The sequence below is a fragment of the Mycobacterium gallinarum genome (assembly GCF_010726765.1).
In the GTDB taxonomy this organism is placed as follows: Bacteria; Actinomycetota; Actinomycetes; order Mycobacteriales; family Mycobacteriaceae; genus Mycobacterium; species Mycobacterium gallinarum.
This window is the reverse complement of the sequence record NZ_AP022601.1, coordinates 5,674,825-5,694,083: the sequence shown is the minus strand read 5'-3', so window position 1 is coordinate 5,694,083 and position 19,259 is coordinate 5,674,825. Positions and strand designations below refer to the sequence as shown.

General features: G+C 66.3%; 16 protein-coding genes. 9 read left to right on the top strand and 7 right to left on the bottom strand.

What is annotated here, in order from left to right:
- The first annotated feature begins 66 nt into the window (after window positions 1-66).
- Both G6N42_RS28150 and G6N42_RS28145 read left to right on the top strand, forming a co-directional pair.
- Window positions 67-2,088: an SDR family oxidoreductase gene (locus G6N42_RS28150; protein WP_197905562.1), complete on the top strand. Its 2,022-nt coding sequence runs from the start codon at window positions 67-69 to the stop codon at window positions 2,086-2,088.
- Between the two features lie 25 nt (window positions 2,089-2,113).
- On the top strand, window positions 2,114-3,154 hold the full coding sequence (locus tag G6N42_RS28145; RefSeq protein ID WP_163735788.1) for a nucleoside hydrolase: 1,041 nt from the start codon (window positions 2,114-2,116) through the stop codon (window positions 3,152-3,154).
- Here the strand turns inward: G6N42_RS28145 and G6N42_RS28140 are convergent.
- Genes G6N42_RS28140 through G6N42_RS28130 form a run of 3 tightly spaced genes read right to left on the bottom strand, consistent with a single transcriptional unit; the run spans window position 3,145 to window position 5,658 of the window.
- Entirely contained in the window at window positions 3,145-4,686 is a 1,542-nt protein-coding gene (locus G6N42_RS28140; protein WP_163738481.1) for a DNA polymerase Y family protein, read from the bottom strand. The genes G6N42_RS28145 and G6N42_RS28140 overlap by 10 nt on opposite strands.
- 37 nt (window positions 4,687-4,723) lie before the next feature.
- The gene (imuA', locus tag G6N42_RS28135) at window positions 4,724-5,416 is read right to left on the bottom strand and encodes a DnaE2-dependent mutagenesis accessory factor ImuA' (RefSeq protein WP_174262184.1); all 693 of its coding nucleotides are present in this window, start codon (window positions 5,414-5,416) and stop codon (window positions 4,724-4,726) included.
- Window positions 5,413-5,658 carry a hypothetical protein gene (locus G6N42_RS28130; RefSeq protein ID WP_163724434.1) on the bottom strand — a complete coding sequence of 82 codons (246 nt, stop codon included), beginning with the start codon at window positions 5,656-5,658 and terminating at the stop codon, window positions 5,413-5,415. The genes imuA' and G6N42_RS28130 overlap by 4 nt, the downstream gene beginning before the upstream one ends.
- Between G6N42_RS28130 and G6N42_RS28125 the strand changes: the two genes are divergently transcribed.
- The 5 genes from G6N42_RS28125 to G6N42_RS28105 are packed head-to-tail and all read left to right on the top strand — an operon-like array spanning window position 5,606 to window position 10,790.
- Window positions 5,606-6,574 carry an alpha/beta hydrolase gene (locus tag G6N42_RS28125; RefSeq protein ID WP_286201654.1) on the top strand — a complete coding sequence of 323 codons (969 nt, stop codon included), beginning with the start codon at window positions 5,606-5,608 and terminating at the stop codon, window positions 6,572-6,574. The genes G6N42_RS28130 and G6N42_RS28125 overlap by 53 nt on opposite strands.
- 5 nt (window positions 6,575-6,579) lie before the next feature.
- The gene (locus G6N42_RS28120) at window positions 6,580-7,413 is read left to right on the top strand and encodes an SDR family NAD(P)-dependent oxidoreductase (protein ID WP_163738475.1); all 834 of its coding nucleotides are present in this window, start codon (window positions 6,580-6,582) and stop codon (window positions 7,411-7,413) included.
- Between the two features lie 10 nt (window positions 7,414-7,423).
- On the top strand, window positions 7,424-8,356 hold the full coding sequence (locus G6N42_RS28115) for a ferritin-like domain-containing protein (protein WP_163735782.1): 933 nt from the start codon (window positions 7,424-7,426) through the stop codon (window positions 8,354-8,356).
- A gap of 2 nt (window positions 8,357-8,358) precedes the next feature.
- Window positions 8,359-9,870 (top strand): flavin-containing monooxygenase, encoded by a 1,512-nt coding sequence (locus G6N42_RS28110; RefSeq protein WP_163738472.1) that lies wholly within the window; start codon window positions 8,359-8,361, stop codon window positions 9,868-9,870.
- Window positions 9,867-10,790: a MerR family transcriptional regulator gene (locus tag G6N42_RS28105; protein ID WP_174262183.1), complete on the top strand. Its 924-nt coding sequence runs from the start codon at window positions 9,867-9,869 to the stop codon at window positions 10,788-10,790. The genes G6N42_RS28110 and G6N42_RS28105 overlap by 4 nt, the downstream gene beginning before the upstream one ends.
- Here G6N42_RS28105 and guaA read toward each other — a convergent pair whose 3' ends face one another.
- Window positions 10,791-12,350, bottom strand: a complete 1,560-nt coding sequence (gene guaA / locus G6N42_RS28100) for a glutamine-hydrolyzing GMP synthase (RefSeq protein WP_163735779.1) — start codon at window positions 12,348-12,350, stop codon at window positions 10,791-10,793.
- A gap of 156 nt (window positions 12,351-12,506) precedes the next feature.
- Between guaA and G6N42_RS28095 the strand changes: the two genes are divergently transcribed.
- Together G6N42_RS28095 and G6N42_RS28090 are read left to right on the top strand one after the other, a co-directional pair.
- Window positions 12,507-13,247: a beta-phosphoglucomutase family hydrolase gene (locus tag G6N42_RS28095; RefSeq protein WP_163735777.1), complete on the top strand. Its 741-nt coding sequence runs from the start codon at window positions 12,507-12,509 to the stop codon at window positions 13,245-13,247.
- Window positions 13,244-15,598, top strand: coding sequence for a glycoside hydrolase family 65 protein (locus G6N42_RS28090; RefSeq protein ID WP_163735774.1), 2,355 nt, complete (start codon window positions 13,244-13,246; stop codon window positions 15,596-15,598). Before G6N42_RS28095 ends, G6N42_RS28090 begins: the two co-directional genes overlap by 4 nt.
- A 5-nt stretch (window positions 15,599-15,603) precedes the next feature.
- On the opposite strand, the gene phoU is transcribed toward G6N42_RS28090, so the two are convergent.
- From phoU to G6N42_RS28075, 3 genes are all read right to left on the bottom strand, one after another.
- Window positions 15,604-16,263, bottom strand: a complete 660-nt coding sequence (phoU, locus tag G6N42_RS28085) for a phosphate signaling complex protein PhoU (RefSeq protein WP_163735771.1) — start codon at window positions 16,261-16,263, stop codon at window positions 15,604-15,606.
- 37 nt (window positions 16,264-16,300) lie between these two features.
- Window positions 16,301-18,046 carry a GMC family oxidoreductase gene (locus G6N42_RS28080; protein WP_163735768.1) on the bottom strand — a complete coding sequence of 582 codons (1,746 nt, stop codon included), beginning with the start codon at window positions 18,044-18,046 and terminating at the stop codon, window positions 16,301-16,303.
- Between the two features lie 61 nt (window positions 18,047-18,107).
- Window positions 18,108-19,229 carry a GuaB3 family IMP dehydrogenase-related protein gene (locus G6N42_RS28075; RefSeq protein ID WP_232076734.1) on the bottom strand — a complete coding sequence of 374 codons (1,122 nt, stop codon included), beginning with the start codon at window positions 19,227-19,229 and terminating at the stop codon, window positions 18,108-18,110.
- Window positions 19,230-19,259 lie beyond the last annotated feature (30 nt).

Below are 19,259 nucleotides of genomic sequence, written 5' to 3'. Positions count from 1 at the left end.
GCCACGTCGGCCGAGCCGACAATCCAGCCATTGACGTATCCCTCGTCAGGGGTGACCATGGCTCGCATGCGTTATGTCGTTACCGGCGGTACTGGGTTTATTGGCAGACGCGTGGTGTCGCAGATTCTGGCGAGCCGCGATGACGCCGAGGTGTGGGTGCTGGTGCGGCGCGAGTCGCTCGAGCGGTTCGAGCGGTTGGCTGCCGAGGGTGAGCATCCATGGGGCGAAAGAGCGAAACCGCTGGTCGGCGACCTCGTCTCGGCGAATCTCGGGCTGACCGGCGAGACCGTCGCCGAGCTGGGCACCGTGGACCACGTCGTGCACTGTGCGGCGATCTACGACATCACCGCCACCGAGGCCGACCAGCGTGCGGCCAATGTCGACGGCACTCGCGCCGTCATCGACCTCGCCCTGCGCCTCGGCGCGACCCTGCACCACGTGTCGTCGATCGCGGTGGCCGGCACCTATCGAGGTGAATTCACCGAGGACGATTTCGACGTTGCGCAGGAGCTACCGACGCCCTATCACCAGACGAAGTTCGAAGCCGAGCTGCTGGTCCGATCGGCGCACGGGCTCCGGTACCGGATCTACCGGCCCGCCGTCGTCGTCGGCGATTCGCGCACCGGTGAGATGGACAAGGTCGACGGGCCCTATTACTTCTTCGGCGTACTGGCCAAGTTGGCCCGATTGCCCGGCATCACGCCGATGGTGCTGCCCGACACCGGCCGCACCAACATCGTCCCGGTGGACTATGTAGTTGAAGCGGCTGTCCATCTCATGCACAAGCCCGACCGCGACGGGCAGACGTTTCATCTCACCGCTCCGAAAACCATTGGGCTGCGAGTGATCTACCGCGGGGTGGCCAAGGCCGCGGGTCTGCCACCGCTGGTGGGTTCGCTGCCGCGCAGCGCAGCCACACCGATTGTGCGGGCCACCGGGCGCGCCAAGATCCTGCGCAATATGGCGGCCACCCAGCTGGGCGTTCCCGCCGCGGTGCTCGATGTCGTCGACCTGATGCCGACGTTCACCTCCGACAATGCCGATGAGGCGTTGCGCGGCACCGGCATCACCGTGCCCGAATTCGCCACGTACGCATCGAAGTTGTGGCAGTACTGGGCCGAGCACCTGGACCCCGACCGTGCACGCCGCGACGATCCCGCCGGCCCGTTGGTGGGCAAGCACGTCATCATCACAGGCGCGTCCAGTGGGATCGGGCGTGCGTCCGCCGTGGCCGTCGCCGAACGTGGGGGATGCGTATTCGCGTTGGCGCGCAACGCCGAAGCGCTCGACGAGCTCATCGCCGAGATCCGCGAGGCCGGTGGGCAGGCGTACGCCTTCACCTGCGACGTCACCGACTCGACATCCGTCGAGGCCACGGTCAAGGACATCCTCGGGCGATTCGGGCACGTCGATTATCTGGTGAACAACGCGGGCCGGTCGATCCGTCGCTCGGTGGCGGCGTCCACCGACCGCCTGCACGATTACGAACGCGTGATGGCGGTCAACTACTTCGGGTCGGTGCGGATGGTGCTCGCCCTCCTACCGCACTGGCGCGAAAGGAAGTTCGGGCACGTGGTCAACGTGTCCAGCGCCGGCGTGCAAGCCAGCAGCCCGAAGTACAGCGCGTACATCCCCAGCAAGGCCGCGTTGGATGCGTTCGCCGAAGTCGTTGGCAGCGAGACCCTTTCCGACCACATCACCTTCACCAGCATCCACATGCCGTTGGTGAAGACGCCGATGATCGCGCCGTCGCGGCGACTCAACCCGTTACCGCCGATCACCGCCGAGCATGCTGCGGCGATGGTGGTGCGCGGGCTCATCGAGAAGCCCGCAAGGATCGACACCCCGGTCGGGACACTGGCCGACGTCGGCATGTACTTCACCCCGAAGCTGTCGCGGCGGGTACTGCATCAGATCTACCTGGGCTATCCGGATTCGGCGGCCGCCCGAGGCGAGGTATCCGAATCCACGCCGGAACGTCGCCCGAAACGACCGGCACGCGCCGCGGTGCCCAAGGTCCGCGTCCCGCGGGCGATGGCACGCCCCGCCAAGCGCGCCCTGCGCCTGGTGCCCGGCGTGCACTGGTGAGCGGGCTGGTCCTATCGTTGGCAGCGTGACGCTGCCTGTCTTCGTCGATGTCGACACGGGGGTCGACGACGCGATGGCGTTGGTGTATCTGTTCGCCAGCGACGACGCCGAAGTCGTTGGAATCGCCTCGACCGCCGGAAACGTTCCCGTACAACGGGTCTGCGAGAACAACCTGGGTCTGCTCGAGCTGTGCCGGATGAACGTTCCGGTGTCCAAGGGTTCCGAACGACCCCTGGTGGTGCCGTTACGCACCGCTGAAGACACCCACGGACCCAAGGGGATGGGTTACGCGCAACTGCCGTCGACCGATCGTGAACTCACCACGCACGACGCCGCCGACGCGTGGATTCGTGCGGCGCGCGCGTATCCCGGCGAGTTGGTCGCGATCGCCGTCGGCCCGTTGACCAATCTGGCACTGGCCATGCGCAGGGAACCGGCGCTGCCGAGACTGCTACGCCGGCTGGTCATCATGGGCGGCGCATTCGACTACCGCGGCAACACCACACCGGTGGCGGAGTGGAACATCAGCGTGGATCCGGAGGCCGCCGGAGAGGTCTTCGCCGTGTGGGGTGCAGCGTGGGGGCTGAAGCCACCCGAACATCTCCCAATTGTGCTCGGCCTGAACCTGACCGAGCACATCGCGATGACGCCGATGCTGCTGAGCCGACTCGCCGCGGCCGCGGAGTCGTCGTCGATCCCGATGAGCGTGCTGGACAACCGCGGCACGAAATCGGTCGCGTCCAATCCGTTGATCGCGGTGCTCGAGGACGCGATGCGGTTCTACTTCGAGTTCCACTTCGACCAGAACGAGGGCTATATCGCGCACCTGCACGACCCGCTGGCAGCGGCGGTTGTGCTGGATCCCGACCTTGTCCGCTGTCGGCGCGTCACCGTCGACGTCGAGCTGACCGGCACCCTCACCAAGGGTATGACGATCGCGGACTGGAGCAACAGGTGGGGCCGGGAGCCCAATGCGCTCGTCGGCGTCGGCGTTGAGCCCGAGGCGTTCTTCGAACGTTTCATCGCCCGAGTGGGTGCGTTCGCGAAGAAACTCGACTATTCGTAGATGCCTTCGACGTACCACCTCCTCTGCCGGTAGCAGAGCAGCAGCGCCCGCCCCGGCTTGCCATCGACCAGCACTTGCGCCCTGGCGGTGCGACCCGATTTGGTGAACTCAGGGTCCCACCACCGCTCGTCGACCGGCCAGGGCCCGGCCCACCAAGCCAGCCGGGAATCGTTCGAACCCGGTGAAACCAGACGCGACGGGTCCGCGGAGAACAGTCCCCGGCCGGTCACCCGCACCGGATTCCCGCTGGCGTCGAACAGTTCGACCGGATCGTCGAGTAGCACCGTCGGTGACGGTTCGGGCAGTTGGCCCGGCCAGGGCTGAGCGGGATCGGCGCGCGGCACCTGCTCATCACCCAGGGGCGTGAAGGTGATGCGTTCAGCCGGCCCACGACCACCACTGAGCATCGGCACCTGCACCGCCTCGGGTCCGAGCAGACCTTGTACGCGTACCAGCGCACGCCGCGCCCGCAGCCTGTCCTCTTCCCCAATGCCGCCCCACAGCGGCAACTGCAGCGCCTCGGCCGAAACCAGCTCCACCGGACGCAGCCGGATGACGGTGACCGGGGCGGTGGGCCGATCACCCGGATTGCGTCTGTTCAACCAGCCGTCCAGTTGCCAGCGCACCCGGTCGGCGGTGGCGTCCTCGGTCAGCGGTTCGGCGCAGCGCCAAACCCGTTCCAACTCTTCGCCGTTGGCGGTGATCGCGTGGATGGCCAGGCGGGTGCATCCCACCCCGGACGCCTCCAGGCTGCGGTGCAGGGCCCCCGCCAGTGAGCGGCCCGCGAACGCTGCGGCATCCACCCGATCGATAGGCGGGTCGCAGTCCATGACGGCGTCGAGCTCCTGCTCGGGTTCACGACCCGACGGTCCCCTGGCCGGCTCGCCACGGGCGAACCGGTGCGCGACCACCGCGTCGGCGCCGAAGCGCGAGGCCACGTCGCTGCGAGCCAATGCCGCGAACTGTCCGATCGTCCGGATTCCCATGCGCCACAGCAGGTCTGCCAAGTCATCACGGCCGGGCGCAGCCAGGCTCGGCTCGGTGGCCAGCTGCCGGATGGACAGCGCCGACAGGAACAGTGCGTCCTTGCCGGACTCGACGATCCGTCCCGCTCGCGCGGCGAAGACCGCGGTGGGCAGTTGATCGGCGACACCGACCTGACATTCGGCTCCGGCCGCGGCCACCGCGTCTACCAGTCGCTCGGAGGCCGCCTGTTCGGACCCGAAGTAGCGGGCCGCCCCGCGCACCGGCAGGACCAACAGGCCGGGCCGCAGCACTTCGGCCCGTGGCACCAGGTCGTCCACCGCGGCCGTCACGTCCTCGAAATGGCGGGCATCACGCGCCGGATCGGCGGTGACGACATGTAGATCCGGACACCTGGCCTGCGACTCCCGGCGGCGCAGTCCCCGCCGCACGCCCACCGAACGCGCCGACGCCGAACACGCGATGACCCGGTTGGCCAACGTCACCGCGACCGGCGCCGTGGGTGTCAAACCAGCCGCCGCCGCGGCGGCGACCGCGGGCCAGTCCATGCACCAGATGGCCAATACGCGCGACGACACAGCCCGCTCACTGCGCAACCGGGGTCAGCCCGGCCCGGCCGCTCACGACCCGGCCACTGACCGAATAGGCCAGTTGCACCTTGGCGATTCGGCCGAATCCGGGGCGGGCACGGCCGGTGATCTCATAGCCGCAGACCCTGGCATCCAGACGGGCGGACGCACCCTGCCAGTCACCGTCGGTGACCAGCAGGGTGCAGCCCTTCTGCCGCGCCCGGGCAACGACCGCCCGCGCACGGGTGGCAGGCACCGAACGCCCACCCAGTCCGAGCACCACCATGTCCATGCCGTCCATCAGCACGGCGGCCACCTCGACCGGATCGCTTCCGGGATCGGGGACGACCGCGATCCTGCTCAGATCCGCGCCCATCTCCACGGCGGCCAGCAGACCGGCCTCAGGGTGACCGACGATCGCGGCATGTCCGCCCTCCGCCGTCACCGCCGCCACCATGCTCAACGCCAGCGATCGAGCACCCGACAACACCGCCACGGTCCCGCGCGGCAACGGTGCAGCTAGGACATTGCTAAGAGTTTCGGGTATCGGCAGCAAACTTTCCGACGCCGGAAGCGGATCGCTGGCCGGTGCCGCTCCACGACGCCCGCCACCCACCTTTCCGGATACTGCCGCTATCCTGCGACGCAGGTGTTCTAGCTGTTCAGCGCGGTCAGGACGGCCCTGATCCAGGGGCAAGGCAGCTGTCACAGCAGCACCTCCTGCATCACCAGTTTCACTCTGTTTTCGAATGTATGTTCGATACCCCGAGTAAACACCTGCCCACCGACACCGTCAAGCGGATCGAACTCGGGCCAGCCTTGCCATTGCACGATGGTGACATTGACAAATGTCATCATTTGGTGTTGTACTCCGAGAGTGCTCAACGGAGAGCCCGCAATGCCCGAGCGCGGTTCGCTGCGCTCGCGCAGCGCGGCATCGATCAGCGCCATGACCCTGCGACAGATCAGCGCCGTGCTCCCGCCGGATCAGGCGTGGGGAGTATGGCTTTCGCGTCAGATCGTGGCCCGCATCATGGATACGTTCGGCCCATCGATGATCGGCACACACGTGCGACGCGTCGACACAAGGATGTCCGACGGCCGTCGCGTCATCGGTGAATGGGTTCACGGCCCAGGCGTGCAGCGCAACCGCGCCGAAGCGGTCTACTTCGTCCATGGCAGCGGATTCGTCCTCTGCTCGCCGCGCACGCACCGCCGACTCACGTCCTGGCTTTCCCAGCTGACCGGGTTACCGGTCTTCTCCATCGACTACCGCCTCGCGCCCAAGCACCGATTCCCCACCGCGGCAGACGATGTCCGCACCGGATGGGAATGGCTGATACACGACCAGGGCATGGCGCCGCAGCGCACCGTCATCGCGGGGGATTCCGCGGGCGGCCATTTGGCCGTCGACCTGTTGCTGCAGCCCGATGTCACCCATCCCGCGGCACTCGCGTTGCTCTCCCCCGTCCTGGATCTGACGTTCTCCCTGGCGCGCACACGCGAACGGACTCGCCGAGACCCGGCCATCCGCTCGGCGGACGCCATTCGGTTGATCGAGTTGTACTGCGCCGGAGTCGATTCGACGCATCCCCGCCTGAAGCTCGACGTCGCTGAGGGCCGCACTCTGCCGGCGACGCTGATCCAGGCCGGCGGGGCCGAGATGCTGGCCGCCGACGCCATCGCGCTGGCCGAACACATTCGCGCCGCGGGTGGAACCTGCGAACTCGAGGTGTGGCCGGATCAGGTGCACGTCTTCCAGGCGCTGCCGCGGCTGACACCTGAGGCGCGACCGGCGATGCACCGGCTCGCATCGTTCCTCTCGGGAGCATTGCGCGACAACATCATCGACCAGGCAGCGGGATGACAGGCATGGGCCTGTTCGGATCGTCGAAGAAACGCAGCCACGACGCCGCGGCGGTGATCACCGGCGCGGGCAGTGGTATCGGCGCGGCATTCGCAAGAGAGCTCGCCAACCGCGGCGGGCGCGTGGTGTGCAGCGACATCGACGAAACCGCGGCCGGCGCCACGGTCGACGCGATCATCGCCAATGGCGGTGAGGCGTTGGCATCACGTTGCGACGTCTCACAACTCGACGACGTCACGGCGCTGGCCAAAGAGGCACAGTCCTGGTTCGACGGCCCACCGACCGTGGTCATCAACAACGCCGGTGTCGGTGCGGGCGGCCTGCCCATCGGCGAGATGAGCGTCGACGACTGGCAATGGGTGCTCGACATCAATCTCTGGGGACCGATCCACGGCTGCCACGTCTTCGCACCGATCCTGCGCGAGGCGGGATATGGCGGCATCATCAACGTCGCATCGGCCGCGGCGTTCGGAGCAGCGCCCGGGATGGCGGCATACAACGTCAGCAAGGCCGGCACGCTGTCGCTGTCCGAGACGCTGGCCGCCGAGCTGTCCGGCACCGGCGTCAACGTCACCGTGCTGTGCCCGACGTTCGTCAAGACGAATATCGTCGACGCGGGTCGGATCTCCGACAGGTCAACACAACTGGCCGACATGCTGATGCGTTGGACCGGTTTCTCACCAGAGCGGGTGGCCCGCACCTGCCTGGACACCCTGGACCGCGGCGGCCTCTACTGCATGCCGCAACCCGATGCCCGGATCGGCTGGGGTATCAAACGTTTCGCCCCGACGGTGTACACCCGCGCCGTCGGCCTCACCACCCGTGTCACCACGCCGTAGGAGGATCGAGATGGCCCCAAACTCAAAGATCGATATGGACGCGATGCTCGACAAGATCAAGGACCGACAGTGGGCGCTGGCCGACATCGACTGGGACGCACCGGGCGCGGAGCTGATCACCGATGAACAGCGACCCAAACTCAAGGCCTTCATGGCCGACCTCTGCTGGATCGAGAACATCGGTGCCCGTGGCTTTGCAGCGCTGGCCAAGAAGGCGCCCACGCCGACCATCGCCGAGATCTATCGCTACTTCCATGCCGAGGAACAGCGGCACGCCAATGCCGAACTCGCACTGATGAAGCGCTGGGGCATGCTCGAAGACGGGGAAGTTCCCGAACCCAACATCAACATCCGGCTCGCCATCGACTGGCTGGACCGCTGGGCCGACGACATGCCGCTCTCGCTGCTGGGCACCGTCATTCCGATGCTCGAGGTCGCACTCGACGGCGCACTGCTGAAGTTTCTGCTCGACGAAGTGCACGACCCCGTTTGCCATCAGGTGTTCGAGAAGATCAACAACGACGAGTCCCGGCATCTGGTGGTCGATTTCGAGGTGCTCGACATGATCGGCCACGCCAAGATCCGCAGGCTCCTGATCGACTTCGTCGGCCACAACGCCACCCCGGGACTCATCATCGGCGCGGTCATGGGCGCACCGCTGATCAACAGGATCCGCAACGAGATCACGGCCATGGGCATGGAACCCGAGCGGCTGTACCGAGCTGTAAAGCGATTCAAGGAACTCGGCGATCGCGGCCAGCACACCCACCGGGTACCGACATATCTGTTCCTGCGGCGCTACGCCGGAGTCGTGACCAATCCACGTCACCCGTATCACCTGTTGGCCAACTCGATGGTCTGGCTCTCCGACCGGTATCCGCGGCCACTGCTGCCCTCGGTCCCGAGCTGGGTCAAAGAGGTCACCCACGAGCCGGCGGCGTGACGATGAACATGAGCGTGGGCACCCACACCTACGACACCCTGATCGTCGGCGCCGGATTCACCGGCATAGGTGCGGCGATCAAGCTCAGCGAGGCCGACGTCGACGACTTCGTCATCCTGGAGCGCAGCGACCGCGTCGGCGGTACCTGGCGGGACAACACGTATCCCGGTGCGGCATGTGATGTTCCGTCGCTGCTGTACTCGTATTCGTTCGTGAAGAACTCGTCATGGTCGCGGGCCTACTCCCCCGCTGACGAGATCTGCCGGCATATCGAGGACATGACCGAGAAGTTCGGCATCGAACGCCGTATTCGATTCGGCGTGGAGGTCAACGGCCTGGAGTTCGACGAGACGACCGGCACCTGGACCGTGCAGACCAAGGGGCGAGAGAGTTTTCGGGCCCGCACCGTGGTGATGGCCTCCGGCCCACTGCCCGACCACAAATGGCCGGACATCCGCGGCCTCGACACCTACCAGGGGCACAAGATCCACAGCGCCCGGTGGGACCACGATTACGACTTCTCCGGCAAGCGCGTCGCGGTCATCGGCACCGGCGCCAGCGCTGTGCAGATCGTGCCCGAACTGGTCAAGCGGGCGGAGTTCGTGAAGGTCTTCCAGCGCACTCCGGGCTGGATGCTGCCTCGTCTGGACACCGCCGTCCCTGCCGCGGCACAGGTGTTGTTCGCGAAAGTGCCTGCCGTACAAGAGCTTGCACGGCAGGCATTGTTCTGGGGTCACGAGCTCAGCGCGACGGCGCTGGTGTGGAACACGCCGCTGACCGGACTGGTCGCCAGGCTGGGCAAGGCGCACCTGCACAGGCAGGTCAAGGATCCATGGCTGCGACGGCAGCTGACGCCGGACTTCACCCCCGGCTGCAAACGGATGCTCGTCTCCAGCGACTACTATCCGGCGCTGCAGAAGGACAACTGCAAGCTCATCGACTGGCCGATCGCCACGATGAGCCCGGTGGGAATCCGCACCAGCGACGGTATCGAGCATCATCTGGACTGCGTCGTTTTCGCCACCGGTTACGACGTGCACCTGACCGGACCGCCGTATGAGGTCACCGGCATCGGCGGCCGCTCACTGTCGCAGGAGTGGGCGTCGGGCGCACAGGCCTACAAGAGCATCAACGCTCACGGCTATCCGAACCTGTTTTTCATGACGGGACCGAACTCCGGGCCGGGCCACAATTCGTTGCTGGTCTACGTCGAGGGCCAGCTCGACTACGCGGTCAGCGGCATCACCACGATCCTGCGGGAGAACCTGAAATATCTGGACGTGCGCCAGGACGTCCAGGAGCGCTACAACGACCGCATCCAGCAGCGCCTGACCAGGACGACATGGATGTCGGGCTGCAGCAGCTGGTATCTGACGGCCGACGGCTTCAACGCCTCGATGTACCCCGGCTTCGCCACGCAGTATCTTCGTCAGATGCGCGACTACCGCTTCTCCGACTACGTCGCCGTCGAGCACGGCGCGCGCACGGGCAGCGGTGCCCTCTCGAGCGCATGACCAATCCGCCGGAGAAGCCACCGCGCCAGCAGGCGGGGGCGATCTCGGCGATCCTGAAGAGCCTGCGGCGCGCTCCCCGGCGTGTGCGCCGCGGCTCCCGCGATGTCATCGAAACCGCCGTATCGCAGTTGTTCGACGCGGCCGTGCTTCATCCGCACCCCGAATCCACTTCCGGCGAGTACCGCATCGACGAGCTCGCGCGCCTGGCCGGTACCACGACCCGCAACATCCGGGTGTACCGCGACCGTGGACTGCTGCATCCGCCGTTGCGGGTCGGGCGGATCGCGCTTTTCAACGACACACATCTGACGCGGCTGCGCCTCATCACCTCGATGTTGAATCGCGGCTACAACATCGCGCACGTCCACGAGATGCTGTCGGCCTGGGAGCAGGGCAAGAACCTGGGCGACATGCTGGGCATCGAATCGGCGATCGCGGGTAGCTGGGCGACGGAGAAGCCCGAGCGGATGAGCGTCGCCGACGCGCGCCGGCTGGTCGACGACGATCCGGGATTCGACCGCATGGTGGGACTGGGCGTGATCAAGCTGGAAGACGGCGAGGCGGTCGTGGTGCGCCCCAAGCTGATCGAGGCGTTCAACGAGATCAGGCAGTACGGTGTCGCGACCGACAAACTGATCGACCTGCACGAGCAGATCTCACCGCTGCTCGATCAGATCAGCGGACTGCTCGTGCAGGCCGGCATCGAGGAGGTACTGCACCGGGTCAACCCGGGCGCCGCGCTTCCGCCGGATACCGAAGTGGCCGAGCTCATTACGATGCTGGTGCGGTTCCGCACCCAGGCTGTGTCGGCGGTCTCGGCCACGCTGGCCTTCTCCATCGAATCGACCATCGAGTCGACGGTCGGTCAGATCCTCGGCGAGTTCATCGAGAAGGAACCGCCCCCGGACGCCGACGTCTGATCATTCCCATTCGATGGTGCCCGGCGGCTTGCTGGTGATGTCCAGCACGACGCGGTTCACCTCGCGGACCTCGTTGGTGATGCGTGTCGAGATGCGTTCGAGCACTTCGTAGGGCACTCGCGTCCAGTCCGCGGTCATCGCGTCCTCGCTGGACACCGGGCGCAGCACGATCGGGTGACCATAGGTCCGCCCATCGCCCTGCACCCCCACGGAACGAACTCCGGCGAGCAGCACCACGGGGCACTGCCAGATCTGGTGGTCCAGCCCTGCGGACGTCAGTTCCTCCCGCGCGATCGAGTCGGCCCGCCGCAGCGTCTCAAGTCGCTGCGCGGTCACCTCACCGACAATCCGGATGCCCAAGCCCGGCCCCGGGAAGGGTTGGCGCGCAACGATTTCCTCAGGCAATCCCAGCTCGCGGCCAACCGCGCGCACCTCGTCTTTGAACAGCAGCCGTAGCGGCTCGACCAGTTTGAACTTCAGGTCGTCGGGCAGCCCGCCGACGTTGTGGTGGCTCTTGATGTTCGCAGTTCCCGACCCGCCGCCGGACTCCACCACGTCGGGATACAGCGTGCCCTGCACCAGATAATCGACCTCAGAACCGGTGTCCCCCACGATGTCTCGGACCGCACCTTCAAAGGCACGGATGAACTGCCTGCCGATGATCTTGCGCTTACCCTCGGGGTCGGTCACCCCGGACAGTGCTTCCAGGAACCGGTCGGCGACGTCGACGGTGACCAGATTGGCACCGGTGGCCGCGACGAAGTCACGCTGAACCTGCGCACGCTCCCCCGCCCTCAGCAGACCGTGGTCGACGAATACACACGTCAACCGGTCGCCGACGGCCCGCTGCACCAACGCAGCGGCCACCGCGGAGTCCACGCCGCCGGACAGACCGCAGATCGCGCGCCCGTCGCCGATCTGCTCACGCACCTGCTCGACGAGCGCATCGGCGATGTTCGCAGGCGTCCACGTCGAGTCGATACCCGCGAATTCGTGCAGGAATCGACTGAGAATCTGCTGACCATGCGGGGTGTGCATCACCTCGGGGTGGTACTGCACGCCTGCCAGGCCCTTGGCCCGGTTCTCGAACGCGGCGACGGGCGCACCGGAGCTGGTGGCTACCACATCGAAGCCCTCGGGGGCGACGGTCACGGCGTCTCCATGGCTCATCCACACCGGCTGGGTGGTGGGCAGATCGGAATGAAGGTCTCCCCCAGTCACTTCCAGCTCCGTGCGGCCGAACTCACTAGTGCCGGTCCGGGCGACGGTTCCGCCGAGCGCCTGGGCCATCGCCTGAAAGCCGTAGCAGATGCCGAAAACCGGTACCCCCAGGTCGAACACCTCGGCATTCAGCTGCGGGGCACCGTCTTCGTACACACTCGCGGGACCGCCCGACAGTACGATCGCCTGCGGATCGCGTGCCTTGATCTCCTCGACCGTCGCGGTGTGCGGAATCACCTCGGAATAGACCCGCGCTTCGCGGACGCGGCGGGCGATCAACTGCGCATATTGCGCTCCGAAGTCGACGACCAGCACGGGCCGGGGAGAACCTGTTGTCACCCGGTCAGTCTAGTCAGCGACTCCACAGCACCGACGAACCTTCTTCGCTCGCATCCCAGCGCACGCCCGTCAGATCCATGCCCAAGTATGCCCACGGACGAAATTGGGAATGGTGAACTGGAAGCACGCACCCGAGAAGCCAAAGCGAGGTACCCAGTGCTCGGTCTACCCGAACGGATCCGTGCCACACTTTTCGACCTCGATGGCGTGCTGACAGACACCGCCAGCGTGCACAAAAAGGCCTGGAAGCTGATGTTCGACAACTTTCTCGAGGCGCAGGCAGAGCAGGCGGGAACCCAATTCGTGCCGTTCGACGTCGACTCCGATTACCTGAAGTACGTCGACGGCAAGAAGCGCGAGGACGGGGTCCGGTCCTTTCTCGCCAGCAGAGGTATCACGCTGCCCGACGGTGCCCCGGATGACGCTCCGGACGCCCAGACCGTCTTCGGGCTCGGAAACCGCAAGAACGAGGCGTTCCAGCACACCCTGCAGACCGACGGGGTCGAGGTCTTCGACGGATCTCGCCGCTACCTCGAGGCCGTGGTGAACGCGGGGTTCGGCACGGCGGTGGTGTCGTCCAGCGCGAACACCCGCCAGGTGCTAGAGCTGACGGGGCTCGACAAATTCGTCCAGCAACGCGTGGACGGCGTGACGCTGCGGGAGCAGAACATCGCGGGCAAGCCCGCTCCGGACTCGTTTCTGCGCGCGGCAGAACTGCTCGGAGTCACCCCTGCCGAGGCGGCCGTGTTCGAGGATGCGCTCTCCGGCGTCGAGGCGGGCCGTGCGGGAGATTTCGGATACGTCGTCGGTGTCGACCGGGTGGGCCACGCAGAGGCGTTGCGGCGCAACGGTGCCGACGTGGTGGTGGCCGACCTCGCAGAGTTGATGTCGCGATGATCACCGGCGAAAACTTCATAGTCGAACCGTGGCACATTCGTGAAACCTCGTTAGACCTAAGCCTGTTGGACGAATCCGAATCACTGTTTGCGCTGTCCAACGGCCACATCGGCATGCGAGGAAACCTCGAAGAGGGTGAACCGCACGGCCTTCCCGGCACCTACCTGAACTCGTACTACGAGGTACGCCCGTTGCCCTACGCCGAGGCGGGGTTCGGTTATCCCGAGGCGGGCCAGACGATCGTCAACGTCACCAACGGCAAGATCGTCCGCCTGCTCGTCGACGACGAACCCTTCGATGTCCGGTACGGCGACCTGCTCGAGCATGAACGCGTTCTGGATCTGCGCGCCGGCACGCTGACCCGCACCGCACATTGGCGCTCCCCGGCGGGCAAGCAGGTCAAGATCGTCACGACCCGGCTGGTGTCGCTGGCGCAGCGCAGTGTCGCAGCGATCGAGTACACCGTCGAGGCGGTCGACGAGTTCACCCGCGTCACCGTCCAGTCCGAGCTGGTCGCCAACGAGCAGCTCCCCTCCTCCGAAGACGACCCCAGAGTGGCGGCCGTGCTCGACAAACCGTTGGAGGCCGTCGGGCACGAGCACTCCGAACGCGGCGCCATCCTGCTACACCGCACACGGGCCAGCCAGCTGCTGATGGCCGCGGCGATGTCTCACGACGTCGAGGTCCCCGGCCGGGTCGAAGTGACCACCGGGGCGGGCGAGGACTGGGCGACCACCACCGTGATCTGCGGTCTGCGACCGGGTCAACGGCTACGCATCGTGAAATACCTCGCCTACGGGTGGTCGAGCCTGAGATCGCGGCCCGCGCTGCGGGACCAGGCCGCCGCAGCGGTCAGCGGTGCGCGCTACACGGGATGGGAGGGACTGCTCAAGTCCCAGCGCGAGTATCTCGACGACTTCTGGGACTGCGCCGATGTCGAGGTCGAGGGCGACCCCGACAGCCAGCAGGCGGTGCGGTTCGGACTGTTCCACGTTCTGCAGGCCAGTGCGCGCGCCGAACGTCGGGCCATTCCGGGCAAGGGGCTGACGGGCACCGGGTACGACGGTCACGCGTTCTGGGACACAGAGGGTTTCGTGCTGCCGCTCCTGACCTACACGGCGCCATATGCCGCGGCGGACGCGTTGAGGTGGCGGGCCTCGACGCTGGATCTCGCCAGGGAACGAGCCGCACAACTCGACCTCACCGGAGCCGCGTTCCCGTGGCGCACCATCCGCGGCGAGGAGTGCTCGGCGTACTGGCCCGCCGGTACGGCCGGCTGGCACGTGAACGCCGACATCGCCATGGCATTCGAGCGGTATCGCATCGTGACGGGTGACGATTCCCTGGAAGCCGAGTGCGGGCTGGCGGTTCTCGTGGAGACGGCGCGGTTGTGGCTGTCGCTCGGACATCACGACCGGCACGGCGTGTGGCACATCGACGGGGTCACGGGACCCGACGAGTACACGGCGGTCGTGCGGGACAACGTGTTCACCAATCTGATGGCGGCACATAACCTTCGGGCCGCGGCCGAGGCCTGCCTTCGCCACCCCGACCGCGCCGAGGGACTGGGCGTCACCGAGGCGGAGATGGCCGATTGGCGCACTGCCGCCGACGACGCGTTCATCCCCTTCGACGACGAACTCGGTGTCCATCCGCAGTGCGCCGGTTTCACCACCCTCCGGGAGTGGGACTTCACGTCCAACACCGAATATCCCCTGCTGTTGCACGAACCGTATGTACGGCTGTACCCGGCGCAGGTGATCAAACAGGCGGATCTGGTGTTGGCCATGCAGTGGCAGAGCCACGCGTTCACCCCCGAACAGAGGGCGCGCAACGTCGACTACTACGAGCGCCGCACTACGCGCGACTCATCGCTGTCGGCGTGTACCCAGGCGGTGATGTGCGCCGACGTCGGCCATCTCGAACTCGCACATGACTACGCGTACGAGGCCGCGCTCATCGATCTGCGCGACCTGCACCACAACACTCGCGACGGCCTGCACATGGCGTCTTTGGCAGGCGCCTGGACCGCGCTGGTGGCGGGGTTCGGCGGACTGCGTGACGACGACGGTGTGCTGTCGCTTGATCCGCAACTGCCGTCCGGTATCTCACGTCTGCGGTTCCGGTTGCGCTGGAGGGACTTTCGGATCACAGTCGATGCCAACCACAAAGATGTCACCTACACCGTCCGCGACGGGCCGCACTCATTCCTGACGATTCGTCACGCACGCGAGGAAATCAAGCTCGGTACGGACCGCCCGACGACTGTCGCGCTGAGGCGCCGCGAGCCGCTGCTTCCGGAACCGCAGCAACCGCCGGGCCGAGAGCCGTTGCGCCGCAGGATGTTGTAGGGGGTTCAGGCCAGTTTCTTGGCATCCGGCAGACCGCCGGTTGCCTCGAACACGACGCGCCTGCCGATCTCGACGGCGTGGTCGGCGAAACGCTCGTAATAGCGGCCCAGCAACGCGACATCGACTGCGGAGCAGACCCCGTCCTGCCACTTGTTGTCGATCAGCAGCGTGAACAGGTGACGGTGCTCCGCATCCACCGCATCGTCCAGGTCGTGCATCTGCGAAGCCTTTTCCGAATCACTGGACAGCAGCACCTCACGCGCAATCCCCGCCATCAGGACTGCTCGTTTGCCCATCTCCGCAAAGCTGGCCCGCACCTCGTCGGGCAGCGCGCACTCCGGGTGGCGCAACCGCGAGATGCTGGCCACATGCACCGCAAGCGCACCCATTCTCTCGATATCGGCGCCGATGTGGATGGCGCAGACCACCGTCCGCAAATCGCCGGCCACCGGCTGCTGCAGCGCGAGCAGTTTGAGCGCCGTATCCTCGGCCTGCCGGCCCATGACCGCAATGCGTTCCTGCTCGGCGATGACCTCTTCGGCCAGCGACAGGTCCGCTTCCAGCAGGGCCCGCGTCGCATCGTCCATCGCCTTGGCTGCCAGGCCGCACATGTCGGCCAGCCGCGCGCCCAAGCCCGACAACTGTTCGCGATAGGCGGTTCGCATCGGCACTAGGTACCCGAGACCGCTCAGGTAAAACCTGTCAGCTGGCGTTTTTTCCTGCCGAGCTGACCGGTTCGATCGGCAGATGGCGCAGCGCCGCGGGCGCATCGGCGGGAACGACAGGATGTGCCGGCGGAATCGGATCGAGGCGCTTGTAGGGTTCCCCCTGCTTTGGACGCTGATCGATCTCACCCTTGTTCGGCCACAGCGATGCCGCGCGCTCGGCCTGCGCCGTGATCGAAAGCGATGGATTGACACCGAGGTTCGCCGAGATCGCCGCACCGTCGTGCACCGAGAGCGTCGGATACCCGTACACCCGCTGATACGGATCGATGACTCCGTGGTCGGCGGTGTCGCCGATCGCAGCGCCGCCGAGGTAGTGGGCGGTCAGCGGGATGTTGAACAGTTCACCCCAGGTGCCGCCCGCGACGCCGTCGATCTTTTCGGCTATCCGGCGCGTGACCTCGTTGCCCACCGGGATCCATGTCGGATTGGGTTCGCCGTGACCTTGCGTGCTGTCCAGCCGCCGGAAGCCGAACTTCGTGCGCCGGGTGAATGTCGTGATGGAGTTGTCCAGGTGCTGCATGACGAGCGCGATCATCGTCCGCTCGCTCCACTTACGCGGGTTCAGCAACCGCAGCAGCTTGCGGGGGTTCGACCCCGCCTGCACGAAGAACTGCTTCCACCGTGGCACGTCAGAACCCTGCGGCCCCGCGCCGTCGGTCATCAGGGTCTGCAACAGCCCCATGGCATTGCTGCCCTTGCCGTAGCGCACCGGTTCGATGTGCGTATCGGAAGTCGGGTGAATCGACGACGTGATGGCCACCCCGTGGGTGAGATCGAGATCGGGTGAAACCTCGAAACGACCTGCACCGACGATCGATTCCGAATTGGTTCGCGTGAGCACACCGAGCTTCTCCGACAGCTTCGGCAGCTTGCCCTTGTCGCGCATGTCGAACAACAGCTTCTGCGTGCCGAACGTCCCCGCCGCGAGCACCACATGGGTGGCGGTGTACTTGCGCCGCTTGAGTGGCAACAGACCCGTCCGTTTCGCGCGCACCTCCCACACTCCGTCGGACCGCTGCGAGAAACTCGATACCGTCGTCATCGGAATGATCTCTGCCCCAGCCTTTTCGGCGAGGCCGAGATAGTTCTTCAGCAAGGTGTTCTTGGCGCCGTAGCGGCAACCCGTCATGCAGGATCCGCATTCGATGCAGCCGGTGCGCGCCGGACCGGCACCGCCGAAGTACGGATCCGGCACCGTCTTACCCGGAGCCTTCGTGCCGTCGGGGCCGAAGAACACCCCGACGGGCGTCGCGACGAACGTGTCCTCGACACCCATATCGGCGGCGACCTCTTTCATGATGCGGTCGGCGTCTGTGAACGTCGGATTCTGGACCACGCCGAGCATTCGCTGCGCCTGGTCGTAATGCGGGGTCAGCTCGCCACGCCAATCGGTGATCTGCTTCCACTGCGGGTCGTTGAAGAACGCGTCCGGCGGGACGTACAGGGTGTTGGCGTAGTTGAGCGAGCCTCCGCCGACACCCGCGCCGGCCAGGATCATCACGTTGCGCAACAGATGGATTCGTTGGATGCCGTACATGCCGAGTTTCGGCGCCCATAAGAACTTGCGCAGATTCCAGGACGTCTTCGCGAACTCGTCGTCGGCGAACCGGCGACCGGCCTCGAGAACGCCGACGCGGTAGCCCTTCTCGGTGAGCCGTAGAGCGGTGACACTGCCACCGAAACCGGAACCGATGATGAGGACGTCGTAGTCAGGCTTCATCGGCCCAGTATCTAACTACCGGCCGGTAACTACCAGCTAGGTCACCCTAACTATCGAGATCTCAGTTACCGACGGTCAGGCCGACCTTCTGGAACTCCTTGAGGTCGCAATAACCAGCCTTGGCCATCGATCGCCGCAGGCCACCGACCAGATTCAGCGATCCGAAGGGATCATCGGACGGCCCGGTCAGCACCTGCCCCAGCGAAGGCCGCTCGCCCAGCGCGACCTGCAGCAGAGCGCCGCGCGGCAACGACGGGTGCGCAGCCGCGGCGGGCCAGAACCAGCCATCTCCCAGGGCCTCGGCGGCAGTGGCCAACGGGGTGCCGAGCACTACGGCGTCGGCGCCGCACGCGATGGCCTTGGCTAGGTCGCCGGACGTGTGGATGTCACCGTCGGCGAGCACGTGCACGTAGCGCCCGCCCGTCTCGTCGAGGTATTCGCGGCGCGCGGCCGCGGCGTCGGCGATCGCGGTCGCCATCGGCACGCTGATGCCGAGCACCTCGTCGCTGGTGGTGACGCCGCGGGTCGATCCGTAGCCGACGATGACGCCCGCAGCGCCGGTGCGCATGAGGTGCAATGCAGTGCGGTGGTCGAGGACACCACCCGCCACCACCGGTATGTCGAGCTCGGAAATGAAGGTCTTGAGGTTCAGCGGTTCGCCGACCCCGTGATCTTGAGCGACCCACTCCGCGGAGATGATCGTGCCCTGGATGACCAGTAAGTCGACGCCTGCGGCCACCAGCCCCGGCGTCAGCGCCTGCGCATTTTGGGGACTCACTCGGACGGCCGTGGTCACACCGGCATCGCGGATCCGCGCCACCGCGGCACCCAGCAGATCAGGATCCAGCGGCGCAGAGTGCAGTTGCTGCAACAGCCGGATCGCCGCCGCCGGTTCCGGCTCTTTCTCGGCCGCAGCGACGACCTGAGCGATCTTCTCCCCGACGTCGGCGTGCCTGCCGATCAGGCCTTCGCCGTTGAGCACACCGAGGCCGCCGAGACGGCCCATCTCGATGGCGAACTCCGGCGACACCAGCGCGTCGGTCGGGTGTGCCACGACCGGGATCTCGAACCGGTAGGCGTCCAGTTGCCAGGCCGTCGAAACATCTTGGGAGGACCTGGTTCTGCGGGACGGGACGATGTTGATCTCGTCGAGTTCGTAGGTGCGGCGGGCGGTTCGGCCCATGCCGATTTCAACTGTGTCACGCACTGCGTC